Source organism: Gelidibacter japonicus, assembly GCF_010725055.1.
GTDB lineage: Bacteria > Bacteroidota > Bacteroidia > Flavobacteriales > Flavobacteriaceae > Gelidibacter > Gelidibacter japonicus.
Window position 1 is genome coordinate 20,430 of the sequence record NZ_BJKB01000023.1, and the last position, 17,212, is coordinate 37,641.

The 17,212-nt window shown below is 38.6% G+C and carries 15 protein-coding genes; 12 read left to right on the top strand and 3 right to left on the bottom strand.

The features are described from left to right. Positions 1-224 precede the first annotated feature (224 nt). Genes G6N06_RS17780 through G6N06_RS17790 form a run of 3 tightly spaced genes read left to right on the top strand, consistent with a single transcriptional unit; the run spans position 225 to position 2,771 of the window. Positions 225-989 carry a DUF6090 family protein gene (locus tag G6N06_RS17780; protein ID WP_163518052.1) on the top strand — a complete coding sequence of 255 codons (765 nt, stop codon included), beginning with the start codon at positions 225-227 and terminating at the stop codon, positions 987-989. Between the two features lie 8 nt (positions 990-997). Beyond that, positions 998-2,026, top strand: a complete 1,029-nt coding sequence (locus G6N06_RS17785) for a serine hydrolase domain-containing protein (protein WP_163518053.1) — start codon at positions 998-1,000, stop codon at positions 2,024-2,026. 7 nt (positions 2,027-2,033) lie between these two features. Continuing rightward, positions 2,034-2,771 (top strand): NAD(P)-dependent oxidoreductase, encoded by a 738-nt coding sequence (locus tag G6N06_RS17790; protein WP_163518054.1) that lies wholly within the window; start codon positions 2,034-2,036, stop codon positions 2,769-2,771. Between the two features lie 388 nt (positions 2,772-3,159). Here G6N06_RS17790 and G6N06_RS17795 read toward each other — a convergent pair whose 3' ends face one another. Both G6N06_RS17795 and G6N06_RS17800 read right to left on the bottom strand, forming a co-directional pair. Further along, on the bottom strand, positions 3,160-5,625 hold the full coding sequence (locus G6N06_RS17795; RefSeq protein ID WP_163518055.1) for a TonB-dependent receptor: 2,466 nt from the start codon (positions 5,623-5,625) through the stop codon (positions 3,160-3,162). Between the two features lie 27 nt (positions 5,626-5,652). Next, entirely contained in the window at positions 5,653-6,075 is a 423-nt protein-coding gene (locus G6N06_RS17800; RefSeq protein ID WP_163518056.1) for a DoxX family protein, read from the bottom strand. Between the two features lie 238 nt (positions 6,076-6,313). On the opposite strand from G6N06_RS17800, the gene G6N06_RS17805 reads away from it, so the two are divergent. The 4 genes from G6N06_RS17805 (at position 6,314) to G6N06_RS17820 (ending at position 9,742) form a co-directional block, all read left to right on the top strand. Further along, positions 6,314-7,333 carry a sensor histidine kinase gene (locus G6N06_RS17805; RefSeq protein ID WP_163518057.1) on the top strand — a complete coding sequence of 340 codons (1,020 nt, stop codon included), beginning with the start codon at positions 6,314-6,316 and terminating at the stop codon, positions 7,331-7,333. Continuing rightward, positions 7,330-8,052 carry a LytR/AlgR family response regulator transcription factor gene (locus G6N06_RS17810; RefSeq protein WP_163518058.1) on the top strand — a complete coding sequence of 241 codons (723 nt, stop codon included), beginning with the start codon at positions 7,330-7,332 and terminating at the stop codon, positions 8,050-8,052. Before G6N06_RS17805 ends, G6N06_RS17810 begins: the two co-directional genes overlap by 4 nt. Positions 8,053-8,348: 296 nt before the next feature. Beyond that, positions 8,349-8,996: a porin family protein gene (locus G6N06_RS17815; protein ID WP_163518059.1), complete on the top strand. Its 648-nt coding sequence runs from the start codon at positions 8,349-8,351 to the stop codon at positions 8,994-8,996. Positions 8,997-9,139: 143 nt separating this feature from the next. Further along, entirely contained in the window at positions 9,140-9,742 is a 603-nt protein-coding gene (locus tag G6N06_RS17820) for an alpha-ketoglutarate-dependent dioxygenase AlkB family protein (protein ID WP_163518060.1), read from the top strand. Between the two features lie 266 nt (positions 9,743-10,008). Here G6N06_RS17820 and G6N06_RS17825 read toward each other — a convergent pair whose 3' ends face one another. Further along, a complete protein-coding gene (locus G6N06_RS17825) occupies positions 10,009-11,739 on the bottom strand; it encodes an APC family permease (protein WP_163518061.1) in 1,731 nt (576 codons plus the stop codon). A gap of 214 nt (positions 11,740-11,953) precedes the next feature. On the opposite strand from G6N06_RS17825, the gene rpe reads away from it, so the two are divergent. The 5 genes from rpe (at position 11,954) to G6N06_RS17850 (ending at position 16,974) form a co-directional block, all read left to right on the top strand. Continuing rightward, a complete protein-coding gene (gene rpe, locus G6N06_RS17830) occupies positions 11,954-12,604 on the top strand; it encodes a ribulose-phosphate 3-epimerase (protein ID WP_163518062.1) in 651 nt (216 codons plus the stop codon). 151 nt (positions 12,605-12,755) lie between these two features. Then, complete coding sequence (locus G6N06_RS17835) at positions 12,756-13,775, top strand: class I fructose-bisphosphate aldolase (protein ID WP_163518063.1); 1,020 nt, start codon at positions 12,756-12,758, stop codon at positions 13,773-13,775. A 112-nt stretch (positions 13,776-13,887) separates the two neighbouring features. Then, positions 13,888-14,235, top strand: a complete 348-nt coding sequence (locus tag G6N06_RS17840; protein WP_205334792.1) for a phosphoribosylpyrophosphate synthetase — start codon at positions 13,888-13,890, stop codon at positions 14,233-14,235. Between the two features lie 121 nt (positions 14,236-14,356). Then, complete coding sequence (gene tkt, locus G6N06_RS17845) at positions 14,357-16,366, top strand: transketolase (protein ID WP_163518064.1); 2,010 nt, start codon at positions 14,357-14,359, stop codon at positions 16,364-16,366. A 140-nt stretch (positions 16,367-16,506) separates the two neighbouring features. Then, positions 16,507-16,974 (top strand): RpiB/LacA/LacB family sugar-phosphate isomerase, encoded by a 468-nt coding sequence (locus G6N06_RS17850; protein ID WP_163518065.1) that lies wholly within the window; start codon positions 16,507-16,509, stop codon positions 16,972-16,974. The last annotated feature ends 238 nt before the right edge of the window (positions 16,975-17,212 follow it).

Consider the following 17,212-nt stretch of genomic DNA (forward strand, 5'->3'; position numbering starts at 1 on the left):
AGCTATATTTTCAACAGGTGGTTTAAGGTGGTGTCCAACAATAGCCACACTAATTACAACGTAAAAATATCAGCACCCAACCACATGTCCTATTGATTGTCTTGGCTGTTGCTTGTTTAGAAAGTTGCTTCAAAATTTTCTTGATGTTTTTTAGTTTATTAATTTAGTTACTTAAACACGCAACAAACCTTACAAGCGCGTTGTTAGCCATTTAGGACCACATCATGAAGTTCTTTCGAAGAGTAAGACATAAGCTAATTTTAGACCATAAAAAAATTCAATACCTGAAGTATGCGTTGGGTGAAATCATACTGGTTGTCATAGGGATTTTGATTGCATTGCAGATCAATAATTGGAATCAGACGAAAAAAGATAAAATTTCTTTGAATGAATATTTGATAAAAATAAAGTCACATACAAAAGAAGATTTAGAACAGTTGGAAGAATTAGCAAAAGGGAGAAAGCAAATTGCTGATCTCTGTAAAAAAGCACGAAATAGCATTTTAAACAAGACTGAAAATGACCATCTTTTTTTGTTCAAGATCAGTGGCACTGCTTTTGCCGATTTTTACTTTAAACCCAATTCAGGTGGTTATGAATCATTAAAGAATTCGAAATATTATGGCAAAATAAACAATACCCAACTTGATTCGCTTTTGGCCAAATATCACCGTTTAGTAGATGATATTGCAGAAAATGAGAGGAGTTATAATCAATATACAGTTCACCAAGAGAATTATCTTGATACTCAATTTGATAGGTCACTCATTTTGGCTGCCGCATTTATGCCATTAGATTCCTTAGCCACTAAAGCTACGCCCCAGTCTGAATACGACCAAGCATTCATTGAATATACCGCCACACCAGCTTATAGAAATGTGATTAGCTTGGCCGCCTGGCAATTTGATACCATGATTGACCAATATCACGAACTAACAGAACTAGGCCATCTTATTATTAAAGAAATAGATTCAATAACTACAGGTTAAAAGGGAAAATGATAAAAAACAAAAAAGCCAAATGGATTGTACGCATTTTGTTGTTCGTCGGAACAGCCATATCCCTGTTTTTTGTGCCATGGATTTTGGTAAAAGCCTGGATTCTACCGCTCCCCGACACTGTTCAAGAACAAGTAGATGAGGCCATTGGATATGGATTTGATGGCATGATTGTTTATGTGGACGAAGCAGGAAAACCACCAGCGTTTTATACAGGTGGTTGGAAAGATAGAGAAAACAAAATACCGGCCGACGCTAATTCACTATTCAAAATTGCGAGTATCAGCAAGTTGTATACGGCAGTAGCTATCACCAAAATGGTCAAGGAAAAACGCTTGTCCTTGGATGAAACGCTTGCCGATTATTTTCCAAACCTTACAGATAGAATTGAAAATGCAGAGAACATCACATTGAAGATGATGGTTCAACATCGGTCTGGAATTCCCAATTTCACAGATAATCCTGCCTTTTGGGAAAACGAACAGGAAAACAACAAAAATGCCCTCGATTTTGCCCTCGATTTGCCAGCAAACTTTGAACCTGATAAAGGATACGAATATTCAAACACAAATTATTTATTGCTTCGCAGAATTATGGATACCGTATTGGGATATAATCACCACGAATACATCAAAGAGAAAATATTGAGACCATTAAAGCTGAACCATACTTTTTTTTCGATTACTGAAGTCGATTTAAATGATGTGATGAGTGGATACTATGTGGGCGATAACGAAGATTTCAAAGCTAATGAGAACGGAATGTTAGCCACAGCAGAAGATGTCGGAATGTTTTTGCGAGCCCTAAACGATGGTTCTGTATTTGAAGAAGGAGAACAGGAAATCTATCCTTACGTCTATGACCACGGAGGTCTGGTTGTTGGATATCAAAGCCTTGCAGAATATCATGAAGATATTGACACAGTTGTGGTGCAGTTTATAAACACAACAGATTTTAATGGTTATGAATGGAATTTGTCCGAGATTATGATTAACCGTATTGTCAAGATCATAAAAAGAAATAGGTAAACAAAATATGAAGGTTTTAGTAGTAGGTGCAAGCGGAGCAACAGGTAGACAATTGGTTAATCAGCTTCTTATCCAAGGAAATGAAGTTAAAGTCATCGTTCGTTCTACCCAAAACCTACCCGAATTATGGAAAAATAATGATAAAGTACAAATTATCACAGCAAGCCTACTGGAATTAAGTGACGAAGAAATGAGCACATATGTTTCTGATTGCAGCGCTGTGGCATCCTGTCTTGGACACAATTTGAATTGGAAAGGCATCTACGGCAAACCAAGAAAACTGGTTACTGATGCCACCAAACGTCTTTGTTCAGCAATAAAAAACAGTAGTTCAAAACATCCTGTTAAATATGTGTTGATGAACACTTCTGGGAATCAAAATCGGGATTTAAATGAGCCCATTTCGTTTGCTCAAAAGTGTGTTATGAGTCTTTTAAGATTGTTATTGCCCCCGCACGTAGATAATGAAAAGGCGGCCGATTATTTAAGAACTAAAATTGGTCAAAATGATAAGCATGTTGAGTGGGTGGCCGTTAGACCCGATGGTTTAATAAATGAAAACGAAGTAACCGAATATGTAATTTATCCTTCACCGATTAGAAGTGCAATTTTTAACGCCGGCAAAGTAAGTAGAATAAATGTCGGTCATTTTATGTCGGAATTAATTAACGATGATAATCTATGGAATAAATGGAAGGGTCAAATGCCAGTTATTTATTCTAAAGCATCAGCATTTTCTCTTTAAATTATAAAATTTATTTCAAGACCCCACCAGATTTGAAGGGGTTTTTGATTGTATACGGATGGAATTCGGTGTGTAAATTTATTGAAAAAATTATAACTATTTAATTATCAGAACGATTCATAAACAAAAATAATCCTCTTTCTCCGCCAACGGAAACCCACGACGTAAGTTGTGGGTTTTTTGTTTGTTGCAACGACTCAAGCCCCTTCGGGGATCAAGTCATAAAACTATGGGGTTTTAGGGATATATAATTTTAATAGTCCATCTATCAACTTTTAATAATTGATCGTGAATCTTTTAAGAAACATAAACCTTCAGTTACTAATAGGTAATATTATAATCCGATTAAATTAAATCTAACCAAGTTAAATGTATCAATCAAGAAAAATTAGAATTCCCCTTCGCCATCATCTTCCCTATTTTCTTGAGCTCTTCTTTCTTTCTTCTGATTAAAACGATAGGTAAAAGATAAATTAACCGAACGCTGGCGCCATTGATATTCGCTCTCGCTAATAAAGGTATCCGTATTGGTAATAGATGATCGTTTACGGGAATTAAACAAATCATTGACATTAAAACCTACAGTGGCATTGTCGTTTAGGATGTCCTTGCTTAAGGCGAGATCCACTGATAAAATGCCATCATTCTCGGTCTGCGAATTATTGGAAGGCCCTCTATAAAAAGCGTTGGTTTGCCATTCTATTTTATAAGGCAAGCTCACCTTGGCACTTCCTCTGGCAAAATAGCTGGTGTTTTTAGCACCATAGTCTATGCCGTTAAATTCACCCTCAGTATTGAACTGAAAGAAGTTAAAACTTCCGTTAAGGCGTAACCATTTGGCCGGATTATATAAGATACCGACTTCAAAACCGATTCGCTCATTGGTACTTAAATTGATGGGAAGTGTTCTAATAATGGGGATTCCATTAGACGTTTCTTGACCCGTATCTTCCTGGATGCGTTCAAAAGCATCGGTTTCATGTTGATAATAAATAGAAGAGGTCAAAGTGAGCTTACCCCATCGTTTAAGATAACCAAGATCAAAAGCACTCGCAAAAGCCGGGTCTAAATTGGGATTGCCCTGAAAGATATTGGCTTCACTTGACCGGGACGGAAACGGATTGATCCAACGTCCCCTTGGTCTGTTGATACGTCGGTTATAGCCCAAAGTAATACTTTCACGATCATTGAGTTCGTAAGTTAAATTCAAGGTAGGAAATAAACCAGTGTACGACTTGTCAAAATTAATATTGAGTGCATCATCGCCATTGGCCTCGACATTCTCCGCATCTACTTCGCCCTTCAATTGAGTATGTTCAAGACGTAAACCCAACAATACCGAAAATTTGCCATATTTGTCACCATATTGTGTATATACGGCATTTACATTTTCGTTGTAGGTAAACATATTGGACAAGCTGTCATTTCGAATAAAACTACCACCAGCCGTCATTTGCTCCGTTAGCTCATAGTCGGTAACAGTTTCCTTAAAATTACCGCGATAGCCGGCCTCAAACTGTGCATTCTCGCCAATGGGACGTACATAATCAATCTGAGCCAGATATTCCTTTTGGTCTTCATCCGTGGTAATAAATTCAGACGGCAACTCGACTTGATTTGGAAAGGTAGTGTACTCGTTGATCAATGAGGTTTCTTCTTCATTCTCACTTTCATATTGCAGATCGGCTTTTAATTCGTGGCCGTTATCGTCGAACTTGGTAATGTAATTTAAGGCAAATTGATAGTTTGTATCGGTTTCCGACTCGTATTCTATCCGATCTCGACTAATGGCCAAATCACTATCCGCGTCAAATTCATCCGTCTTATTAATTGTTTCGTCATCATCATTACCATGTGAGAAAAATGCAGAGGCTGTAACACTAGTTTTATCAGAAATAAAGTATTCAATCCCCAAATTGGTATTAAAATTTCTGTTAATACGGTCCATGTCTCTATTTTCTATAACCAATGGGTTGATGATGCTACTGGACAAGTATTGGTTTTTAAAATAAGCTTTTCCGGGAGATTCTCGATAACGCCAACCTGTGTTGTTAAAAATATTGAATTTGTCTGTCCGTAAGTTAATATTTCCATTAATACTACTACTTGCCGGCACACCCACGTTGGTTTGTATAGATCCGTTTAAGCCCAAGGTTTTTTCTTTCCTTAAAATAATATTCAAGATACCGGCAGTACCTTCGGCATCATAACGCGCGGAAGGCGAGGTAATGACTTCTACACGGTCAATGGCATCGGCTGGCAAGGCACGCAAGGCATCAGTAGACCCGAAGCCCGCTATTGCAGAGGGCTTGCCGTTGATTAATATTCTTACATTTTCATTTCCTCTTAACGCAATAGTACCATCTATATCTACGGTCACTGATGGTACATTTGACAAGGCATCACCAACATTTGCGCCACTTGTCGTAAGGTCCTTACCAATGTTATAGATTTTCTTGTCCAGTCTTACAACAACCTCTGTAGTCTCTGCACGAATCACAATCTCGTCCAGGCTCTCCAAATCTTCCGCCAACTTTATTGTAGGTAAGGTGGTGTCCCTGGTCAAGTTTTGATTCTCCAGGGTTTTAGTTGAAAAACCAATGAATTCAAAAGTAACCTTATACATTCCGGCAGGTACTTTAATGGCGTATTTGCCCTCCAAATCAGTGATACCACCCGTCACAATCTTACCCTGCATATCAGTAAAAGCTACGGTTGCATATTCTAAAGGTGCACCTGTGGAGGCCTCAATGATATTTCCGGTAATCATGACTTCTTTTGAATCGTCATTTGGATTTTGTCCAAAAGAGACCAATGATATACATATTATAAGAATACTGATATACTTTTTCATAAATTTAGTTTTTATTTTCTGATCGTTTTATGACTTGACAACTGCTCTTTTAGTTTTCAAGTAATAATCAACCGAATATTTGCCTGGACCCGTCAGGAATAGTGTTATATAGCCAACCCCATAAAGCATCGCTTTCTCCATCACCCCAAATGGGTCTGGGCTATGAACGATAAATGCTGCCACCAACATGGTTATGATAAGTGGTGTTAATGCCCAGCGGGTCATTAATCCGAGAGCCAATAACATGCTACAGATAACTTCAGCAAAAACTGCCAAAGCTAACGAGGTGGTATCTCCAACACCAAACGGGTCTCTAAACTGGATTTCACCACCACCAAATAACCGTCCCCATTTTCCGATGCCATGAGCAAACAACATGGTTAATCCAAGGAACAATCTTAAAATTAAAAGGCCTAAATCATTGAAAGTGTAATTTTCTATGGATTTCATTTTTGCGTGTATTAATTAGTGATGTTTACAATTGTTTTAATTAATTTGATAGAACAAAGAAACCAATAGCATCACGTACAGGAAAATATTTTCATACGAACGACAGAACTTCTACCGTGAAAAGCATATCTCCGTTTAGAGGCATATAAATGCCGTTTACAGTGTTCGGATGGTTGATGATGCGTTTCGTTAAGTTTTAATCTTATGAATTACTTACTTTTATGAAATAATTTTTAAAATGTCTACATCACATCCAAATTTAAAAGAGCTTGTTTTTCAGATCATTCTCAATGTCTTGGTCTTTGTTTTTTTTGGATTTGACAGGCGCTTACCAGGAATCGAATTCTACCAAATTTATTTCTTCCTTAACTATGCACTAGCGGCACTCATTATCAATTATGCTTTATTACCGCGTTTCCTTTATCATAACAGGTATTTGGAATTTGCCATTTATACGCTTGTAACTATTGGTCTGGTAATTTTTGTGGAAGAAGCCTTTTTGGAACAGATCTTTTATCCAGACACGAGAGGAAGAAAATTCTTGGGTGTATTTTATAATTTATTGAGTACGATGCCCACCATTACCATTTTGGTGGGCTTTAAATTCGCTTGGGATGCCTTAAACAAACAACAGGAGGTCATTGAATTGAGGAATTCAGTCAAGGAAAGCGAATTGCAATTTCTTAAATCGCAGATCAATCCTCATTTTCTGTTTAACAATATGAACAATCTGTATGCCCATGCTGTTGAACAATCGCCTAAAACTCCCGAAATTATTTTAGAGCTTTCTTCCGTTTTACGCTATATGCTGTATGAATGTCAAGCTCCATTTGTCCCGCTTAAAAAAGAAATGGAACATATTGAAAACTATGTTATGTTGAGCAAACTTCAGGTGGAAGGACGTGGCGAGGTTACTTTTGACATTGGCAATATACCATCCAATTATAGAATAGCACCCTTGATACTTTCCGTATTTATTGAAAATGCGTTTAAACATAGCGTTTCAAGTCAGTCCAAAAATATCTCTATTGTCATTGCCATTAAGGTGTCCGAAAATGGAATTCTACATTTTAACTGCAACAATACGTATTTGAAACAGAGCAATACCCAAAGTCTGGACAACGGAATAGGCTTGGAAAACGTCAGAAAGCGCTTGGAAATGATTTATCCAAAATGTCATACTCTAAAAATTGACACTAAAAATAACCTTTACACTGTTGACCTGACCATCGATTTAAGTAAAACCCAAGACACATGAACTGCATCATCATAGAGGACCAAATGCCAGCGCAACGTATTTTAAAAAAATATATTGAAGATATAGGTACACTAAATTTAGTAGGCACTTATACCGATGCATTGGAAGCCATGCAAGTCTTGAATTCAGAAAAGATTGATGTCATGTTTTTGGACATCCATTTACCAAAATTATCCGGGATTGATTTCTTAAAAACGCTTCCCAATCCGCCCCAAGTCATCCTTACAACTGCTTTTTCAGAATACGCCTTAGAAGGTTACGAATTGAATGTGGTTGATTATTTATTAAAACCTTTCTCATTTCAACGGTTTATCCAAGCAATTTCAAAATTAAGTAGACCGTCTGATCCAAAGCCTGCAAATGCATCAGGTTTACAACAGCATCAATCTGAAACTGAAAATAAAAACCAATCAGAGGAAATTTATATTAAAAGTGGTTATGATTATATAAGGATAAAGACGGATGACATTTTTTTTATCATGGTGGACTCTGATTACACCGAGTTACACCTTGAGAGCAAGAAACATCTTTCGTCGGAATCCTTGCGGTATTGGGAAGACGTTCTTCCACGGCATAAATTCATGAGGATACATAAGTCATTTATCCTCAATACCACCAAAATCAATAAGGTTTCAGGAAATCAAATCGTTCTTGAAAACAATATAAAAATTCCCATAGGAAGAGCTTTTAAGAATGATTTTATGGATCGTTTTATGTAAAAATCAGCTACTCCATCGTGTGGAGAACATGGTTATTTATGGCTCATCATTTTTGAATCCATTCTAATGGGTTGTGTTTCGACAAAAAAGTGATTGTCAATTTATAAAGAATGAATTTATGTTCTTGACTCGTCTTCACTGTGTCCTAAAAACTTTTATTTTTACATTGAAGGATTTTCCCCATCTATATCTATAATCACATCAAAAAGTAAATTATTTTTGGCTACCTTAGAGTAAATAACGAATTAAAAATTATTAAAATCACGTTTAAATAACTGTTAACCATCATCTGAGCCATGAAAAAGTTCGTTTTTATTGTCATAGCTATTTTGTTCTCGAGTACAAAAAACGCCCAAGAGACCAAGAAAAATGTTGTAAAAATAAATTCGCTATTGCTCATTTCGAACATTTACGATGTGCAATATGAGCGTGTGCTTAATGACAGATCAACAATTCAACTGGGCTTCGGAATAGGCAGAACAAATAACTACGATCTAAACGATTTCCAAGAATTGTACTTAGATTTTTTTGGCAAAACCTTGAATAATCCACGGGATACCCATCATCGTAAAGAAATCATTTCAGTGAATTTTGATTATAGACATTATTTGAGAAATCATAAGGCACCAAAGGGTTTTTATATAGGACCAGGAATTCAATACATGAAATACAAAGAGCGTCTATCGGCACTTGAACTTGAGTCCAATGGACATAGCGACAATGAAGAATTATATACGGAGCAAATAAAACAGAGAGACTTGGAACTGTACAATGTCCGAGCATTATTGGGGTACCAGTTCTTGGTAGCCCAAAACATTTCCATAAACCCTTATGCCGGACCAAGCTTTGTATTTGGAGATACGGATGAGTCTTTTGAAAGAGAAGATGAAAACCTCACTGGATTTGGACTTAATTTTGGAGTTGGAATTGGTTTGGTTTTTTGACAGAGTTCAAATTCATCTCCAATCCAAAACAGTTTTGAATCATGATCCAATTTGACAAATACAGTACGTTAGAGGCTGCATGGTCCTCAATTAAATTCAAAATAAATCGTGACGGCGCAAAAATAAAAGAAGAATAAGTAAACATGGATTTATTCAACAGCCTACCTGAATCGAACCTATTACCCTTGGATGGGGATGTCCGTTATTACGGAAGTATCCTTGACTCTAAAAGCGCCAATCATTATTTCGACCAATTATTGAAAACTATTTTATGGGAACACGACCAGACTGTTATTTTCGGAAAACTGATAGTCACTAAACGTAAAGTAGCGTGGTATGGCGATGAGCCCTTTAATTACACCTATTCTAAAACCACCAAATCGGCCCTACCATGGACCAAAGAGCTTTTGGAATTAAAAGAAATGATTGAAAGCGAATCGGGAGAAACCTTTAACTCCTGTTTGCTTAATCTATACCATTCAGGAGAAGAAGGCATGTCATGGCATAGCGATGATGAAAAGGATTTAAAAAAGAATGGTGCCATAGCTTCGTTAAGTTTGGGTGCAACTCGAAAATTTGCATTCAAACATAAAGTCTCAAAACAAACGGTATCCGTGGTGTTGGAAAACGGAAGCTTATTGATCATGAAAGGAAGTACGCAATCCAATTGGCTGCACCGCTTACCTCCTACCAAGAGAATATCAACTCCGAGAATTAATTTGACCTTTCGGACTATTGTGACCTGACATTTTAAAAGTAATAACTGGAATTTCAAAATGATTCGCGATATCTTCATTGATACCCTGATTGATAAAATGAGACAATCCTTTTCTTCCATGGGTTGTAACACCTATTAAGTCAATATTAGTATCAATGGCAAAACACAGATCCAACTTTTATGATAGCAGATTTATAATCAATTAATTGTATAATTATTCTCTTTTAGCTATTTTCTAAGACATTTCTCATCTCTTTTTTAGCATATTTGTAGATCAAAACTATGTGATTGGGGCTAAATAATAAGTCGTACTTCTCCCAATTCCTCAATTTTATATGGAAATCCTTCCCCTGGCGAACCGATAAACATAAAGTTGGTTGGGATTTTCCAACGCTTTGATAACTCTTTTATTTTCTCAGGACCGAAGGTTCCAGGTTCTTCAATAAACTCCACATTGATGTTGGGATATGCTCTATTTAAGGTTTCTATATCCGCTTTAAGTTTGACGTTGGCAATCTCCCCCGCCTCCAAAACCGATACGATTTTCAGTCTTCTGGCGGCTTCGTTATTAATGATGTACAAGATCACAATATTCAAGGTCACTATATTATCATGATTGGTAAAAAACACAAATTGCTGTTTATTGACACTATCGAGCAACTGTTTGGTTTTTCGATTCAATTTTTTAAATACAAGGCCCTTTTCCGGAAAAGCAAATTCCAACATGATCAAGATCAATTTGTAAATACGGACTCTATACAGCATAAAAAACACGATGATAAGGGTCGGAATTAAATACTCCATAAAAATGGCCAAATAATGGGGATTTAAAATCACGTTGCCTATTATTGCGGCAAACACAGCAAAAATTCCAATAAACAAACCAAGCCAGCTGGATTTTTCTGGTCTTAGCAAACGGGAGCGATTAAGTTTTAAGAGTAGATTTCCAATCCCGAATAAAATCATTACGGAAAGAAAAGCGATGGTATATACGCCTGCGAGTTTTGCCAAATCGCCTTTGGTGACCAATAAAATGGATACACATAAGGCAAAAAATACAATGAAAATCAAATAATTACTTCCTTTTCTATTTGTTTTTAGAAGGAATTTCGGTAAGATTCTATCCAATGCCATTCGTTTCATTAACCCACCCACACCAACAAAGGAGGTCAGTACGGCGCCACTCAAGACCAGGGCAGCATCAATTCCGATAAGCAATGAAAGCCAATTGCCACCAGCCGTTGATCCCATGACAGAAAGTAGAGCATCCCGATAAGCCACCACGGTACTGACAGGAATAATCGCCAAGGCCAAAAAGGCAATCAACGGATTGAATACCGTAACCACAATCCACATATTCCGTAGGGTTTTCGGAAAAACACCTTTCTGCTGTTCTTCAACGTAATTGGCAGAGCTCTCAAAACCACTTATCCCCAGCATCGCTGCCGAAAACCCCAAAAACAAAGCACTGAAAATACTGCCTTCTATTGGTAATCTGAAATTTGAGACCAGTGTTTCTGTGCCATTTTCCACAAAATAAATAAGACAAAAGCTGCAAAGGACGATCAATGATAATAAATGAAAAAGAAAAATGATCATCGCTACTTTTGAAGATTCACCGATTCCCAATATGACCAAGCCCATAAATACCAATAGCAAAGCAATAGTGACTGGAAGTACGGGGATTACCGTCCAAATACTATGTGCGTATTTTACAGCCTCGCTTCCTGAAATCACTGCCGTTGCCATATAAGACAAAACCGTCAACGATGCGGCAAGTGAGGCCGTGGATTTCTTGGTCGTATTCAACAAAGCATTGTAGGCTCCACCATTTAAGGGCAAAGCCCCCACAACCTCACCATATATTTTTCTGAAGAAGAATAATACCGTGGCCACCATTAAAAGTGAGATCCAAGCGTATTGGCCGGCATAAACAATTGCCAAGGCCGACACGTAAAGGCAAGAGGAACTGATGTCATTACCGCAAATAGCAGTAGCTTCCAGTTGATTGAGCTTTTTTGCCATGGGAAATTAAATTTAAACTTAGATAGTGTTTAGGCCGCCAAATGGGGTTGATTTTAACAAAATACAGTATAAAGTTGGGGCGTTTTTATCAAAATTGTATTACAAATGAAAGAAGAAGAGTTACAGCATTCCCACCTTCGGATTGGTGATGATTTATGCTAAATATCAGCCACTTGTATCCTCTTTTTTTTTACCTTGTAAAAAACGATTCCAAATGTCAACCCTTATTGCTCCTTCCATCCTTTCAGGCGATTTTGCCCATCTGGCAAAAGACATTGAAATGCTCAACAAAAGCGATGCAGACCGGATTCATGTTGATATTATGGATGGTGTTTTTGTTCCCAATATATCTTTCGGTTTTCCTGTACTTAAGGCTATAAAAAAGTACGCATCAAAACCGTTGGATGTCCATTTAATGATCATACAACCAGAACGATACATCAACCGGTTTAAAGAGGTAGGTGCTGATACACTGATCGTTCACCTAGAAGCTTGCACGCATTTACACAACACGATTCTCGCTATTAAAAAAGAAGGCATGCAAGCTGGCGTCGCTATCAATCCGCATACCGCAATCAACAATCTCGACGCTATTATTCAGGAGATTGACCAACTGCTTATTATGTCTGTCAACCCTGGTTTTGGTGGGCAGCAACTCATAGAACATACCTATCGAAAAATTGAACTCGCACGTAATTTGATTGATAAAAATGACTCAAAAACTATCATCGGAATTGACGGTGGCGTGGACTTAGCCAATGCTCCAAAACTTATCGCCGTGGGAGCTGACTTGCTGGTATCAGGTAGTTCAATTTTTAAATCTGAAAATCCAAGTCATACTATTGCCCAGTTAAAAGCCTTATAAATAGATCTGCTTATAGTAAGTAAAATACTCTCAATTCTTTCCACCTTAATAGATGCTTCAAGTGAGAATAATGTAAGTTATACATCAGATTGTATAAATTATCCTGTGAATTGATTTCTATCTTTAATACGGTGAAATCTAACTCAATATTATGCATACGAAACTTCTAAAAAACACGATCGAGCAATTATTTGCCAACGGGAAAGGCATCCTTGCCATGGATGAAAGCACGCCCACTATTGACAAACGTTTTTCAGCAAATGGAATTCCACAAACCGTTGAGATGCGACGTAAATACAGAGAACTCATCGCTACGACCGCAGGACTGAACGAAAGTATCGGTGGTGCCATTTTGTATGACGAAACTATCAGACAGCAAACAAAAAAAGGGGAGCCGATAGCTTCCGTACTGATGAATGCTGGAATTATACCAGGAATAAAAGTAGATATGGGCGCCAAAGCTTTGGCAGGCTTTCCCAACGAAAAGATAACCGAGGGTTTAGATGGGTTGCGAGAACGATTGGTCGACTATAGAAACATGGGCGCCCGTTTTGCCAAATGGCGTGCCGTCATCACAATTGGGGATGGCATCCCTACAAAAACATGTATTGATGCCAATGCACATGCCTTGGCAAGGTATGCCGCTTTATGCCAAGAAGCAGGCTTGGTTCCTATTGTAGAGCCAGAAGTATTGATGGACGGCAACCACTCTTTACAACGTTGTTATGAAGTCACGGAACACGCATTGAAATCTCTTTTTGAGACGTTGTACTACTTTCATGTTGACCTCCAAGGTATTATCCTAAAACCGAACATGGTGCTTCCTGGAAAAGAATGTAGTGATAAAAACAGTATCGATGAAGTCGCTGCAGCCACCGTAAAATGCTTTCTATCTGCTGTTCCTGCGGCCGTTCCCGCCATTGCATTTTTATCGGGCGGACAATCGCCACAACAAGCATCTCAACATTTGAATGCCATCAATAAAGACTATAAAGACCGTCTGCCATGGATCGTCGCATTTTCTTTTGCAAGAGCCATTCAGCAGCCCTGTTTAGAGGCTTGGAAAGGAAAAGATGTCAATGTGGAAACAGCACAAAAGTTACTTTATCATCGGGCAAAACTTAGTGCCGCAGCGAGACGTGGCGAATATAAATCATCCATGGAAGAGTGATGACGATTTTAGATTCAAAGATGATCTAAAAATCAACAGTGAAAAAATTATGAATCTGCGGCTTTTGAAAGCCAATTGTGGGACTTTAGATAATCATTTAAAACAACAGACTATGAACACTAAAGAATTTAACTCCCTTTTAGGTAGCATGACGACACTTTCAGAAGTGACGAATTTGCTGAATGAAAGAGGATATACCAAACATCTGAATTTAAAACCAACCCATCTTGTTTGTCAGGGTACGGAGACAAAACTATTTCCGGGCGAATTTATCGTAGATAAGCATTACCGCTTTGAAGGACCTTCTGATCCTGGTGATGAAGCTATTGTATTTGCAATTTCGTCATCAAAACATCATCTAAAAGGCGTATTGATCAATGGCTATGGAGTTTCGAGTGAGACCATTTCCGACGACATGATTAAGGCTTTGGATGAACGAAATAGTGAAAACAGAGCATAAGCCAATAATTCTAAATCATTATCATCTCAACACCTGACCCTTTAATGAACATATCACAAAAAATCAAGAAGCGTCGCGGGTTATTAAAACCCAGCGATTAGAATAAATGCATTAAAAGTCCATGAAAACTAAAAATATCATTCAAAAATGTATTGACACTGTTAGAGTACTATCGGCCGATGCCGTTCAGAAAGCAAATTCGGGGCATCCCGGCACACCAATGGCACTGTCGCCATTAGGTCACCTGCTATGGTCTAAAATCATGCACTATAATCCCAAAAACCCGGAGTGGGCAAATCGAGATCGCTTTATTCTTTCCTGTGGTCATGCCTGTATGTTGCAATACAGTTATTTGTACTTAACCGGTTATAACGTCACCCTTAAGGACCTTAAAAATTTCAGACAGTTGCATAGCATCACTGCTGGCCATCCCGAATATGGCCTGATGCCTGGCATTGAAGTCACCACCGGACCTTTGGGTCAGGGATTCGCCAATGGCGTGGGCATGGCTATTGCAGAAAGATATATGGCAGCACGTTACAATCAGCCCGATTTCAACATATTCGATTATAAAATCTATGCCATCTGCAGCGACGGCGATGTGATGGAAGGCGTTTCGGCAGAAGCTGCTTCGCTTGCCGGACACCTCGGATTGGGCAATATCATCTATTTCTACGACAGCAACCACATTACCATTGAAGGCGACACCGACCTCGCGTTTGACGAAGATGTGGCCAAACGTTTTGAAGCTTATGGTTGGCATGTTCAAAAAGTTACGGATATCAACGATTTGGATGCCATTACTAAAGCGACAAAAAACGCCCAAAATGAAATCAATCGTCCCTCACTGATCATTGTGAACAGTATTATCGGTTATGGAAGTCCGAACAAACATGGTACTGCGACAGCACACGGCTCGCCATTGGGCGAAGAGGAAGTTCGCTTGGTCAAAAAAGTCTTCGGATTTGATCCAGACAAAAACTTCATTGTTCCGGAGGAAGTATTGGACTTTTACCACAAAGCGGCTCAGAAATCCGCAGAAAACGAGAAAGATTGGAACGCACTTTATAAAGACTACAAAAAACGACACCCTGATCTTGCCAAGGAATATGAAACCATCAGTGCTGGAAAATTACCCGACGGATGGGAATCCAAACTTCCTACATTTGCCCCGGGTGAGAAAATGGCAACCCGGAAAGCTTCAGGAAAAACCCTGAATGCGATCGCAGAATCTTTACCGCAATTGATTGGTGGTTCAGCCGATTTAGCACCTTCTACCGATACGAATCTCGATGCTTACCCATCCTTTTCGGCAAAACACCCTGACGGACGGAACTTCCATTTTGGAATTCGTGAACATGCCATGGGAGCCGTACTCAACGGCATGGCACTCAGCAATTACCTCATCCCCTACGGGGCGACATTTTTGATTTTCTCCGACTATATGCGACCTCCATTACGACTGGCCGCCATTATGAACATCCGTCCGATTATGGTCTTTACACACGACAGTATTGGTTTAGGCGAAGATGGTACCACTCATCAACCGGTTGAGCAATTGATCGGACTCCGTACGGTGCCAAACATGACCGTCATCCGTCCCGCAGATGCCAACGAAACCGCACAAGCATGGCGTGTTGCGATACATCACACCGATGGACCCGTAGCCATTGTTTTAACGCGACAAGGCATTCCCATCCTTGACCAGAAAAAATACGCTAACGCTGAAGAACTCGAAAAAGGCGCCTATATTCTTTCGGATTCCGATGGTGACCCCGATATGATCTTGATCGCCACAGGTTCCGAAGTCCATTTGATCTTGGAAGCACAGGAGCAGTTGAAAAAAAGCAACATTCAAGCGCGCGTAGTGAGCATGCCTTGCTGGAGTTTATTTGATAAACAAAATGCCGCTTACCGCGAAAAGGTGTTGCCTAAAACTATTCGAAAACGACTGGCAGTAGAAGCCGGATCTCCCGTGGGATGGCTGAAATATACCACCGACGATGGCGATGTGATCGGTATCGACAGATTCGGCGAATCGGCACCTGGAGATGAAGTCATGAAAGACTATGGTTTTTCTGTAGAAAACGTCGTAAAAAGAGCGAAGGCTTTGTTTTCTGATAAGAAATAAAATAAATACTGAAATTGATATATAACTTCAAAAGGACAACAGTTTAGTTCATAAAGGATAAGATACCAAATATCGCAGTCTTTTTTTTGCTATGGTATTGTAAATACTTTGCGTTTTTGCGGTGAAAAAAATGAAATATAATGCCAAAAGAATCACATAAAAAAATTGGAATCTGTGCAGACCATGGCGGTTTTGAACTCAAAGAAAAGATAAAACCCTTTCTCATTGAAAACCAATTCCTGCCCATAGATTTTGGCGCCAACGTATTGGACAACACCGATGATTATCCCGACTTCGTCATTCCATTGTCCAAAGCAGTAGCTGCTGGAGAAGTTTTTCGGGGCATTGCTATTTGCGGAAGTGGCGTTGGTGCTTGTATTGCAGCCAACAAAGTTTCGGACGTGAGAGCTGCATTGATCACAGAACATTTTTCGGCGCATCAAGGTGTTGAAGACGATGATATGAACCTAATTTGTCTTGGGGGTCGGATTACTGGATATGCCAGTGCAGAAGAATTCGTTATGGCATTTTTAAAGGCAAAATTCATCGGCGCAGAAAGACATGTTAGGCGATTGCGGAAAATTCAGAAATTGGAGGAGAGGGATTAGGATTTGAGATTGTTGATTGTTGATTGTTGATTAATGATTGTTGATTGATGATTGTTGATTAACGAATAACGGTCAACTCTATTCAGGCTTTAAAAACAATAAATAGTATATCCGAAATCAATCCTAAAAAATTGAGATTTCTGATTTAAAATCTGAATAAGCCTTGACCCTCCCGATAGCTATCAGGACTAAAAGGTGGCTTATTCTCAAATTAATTAATCATTTGAGATTTTTTGCT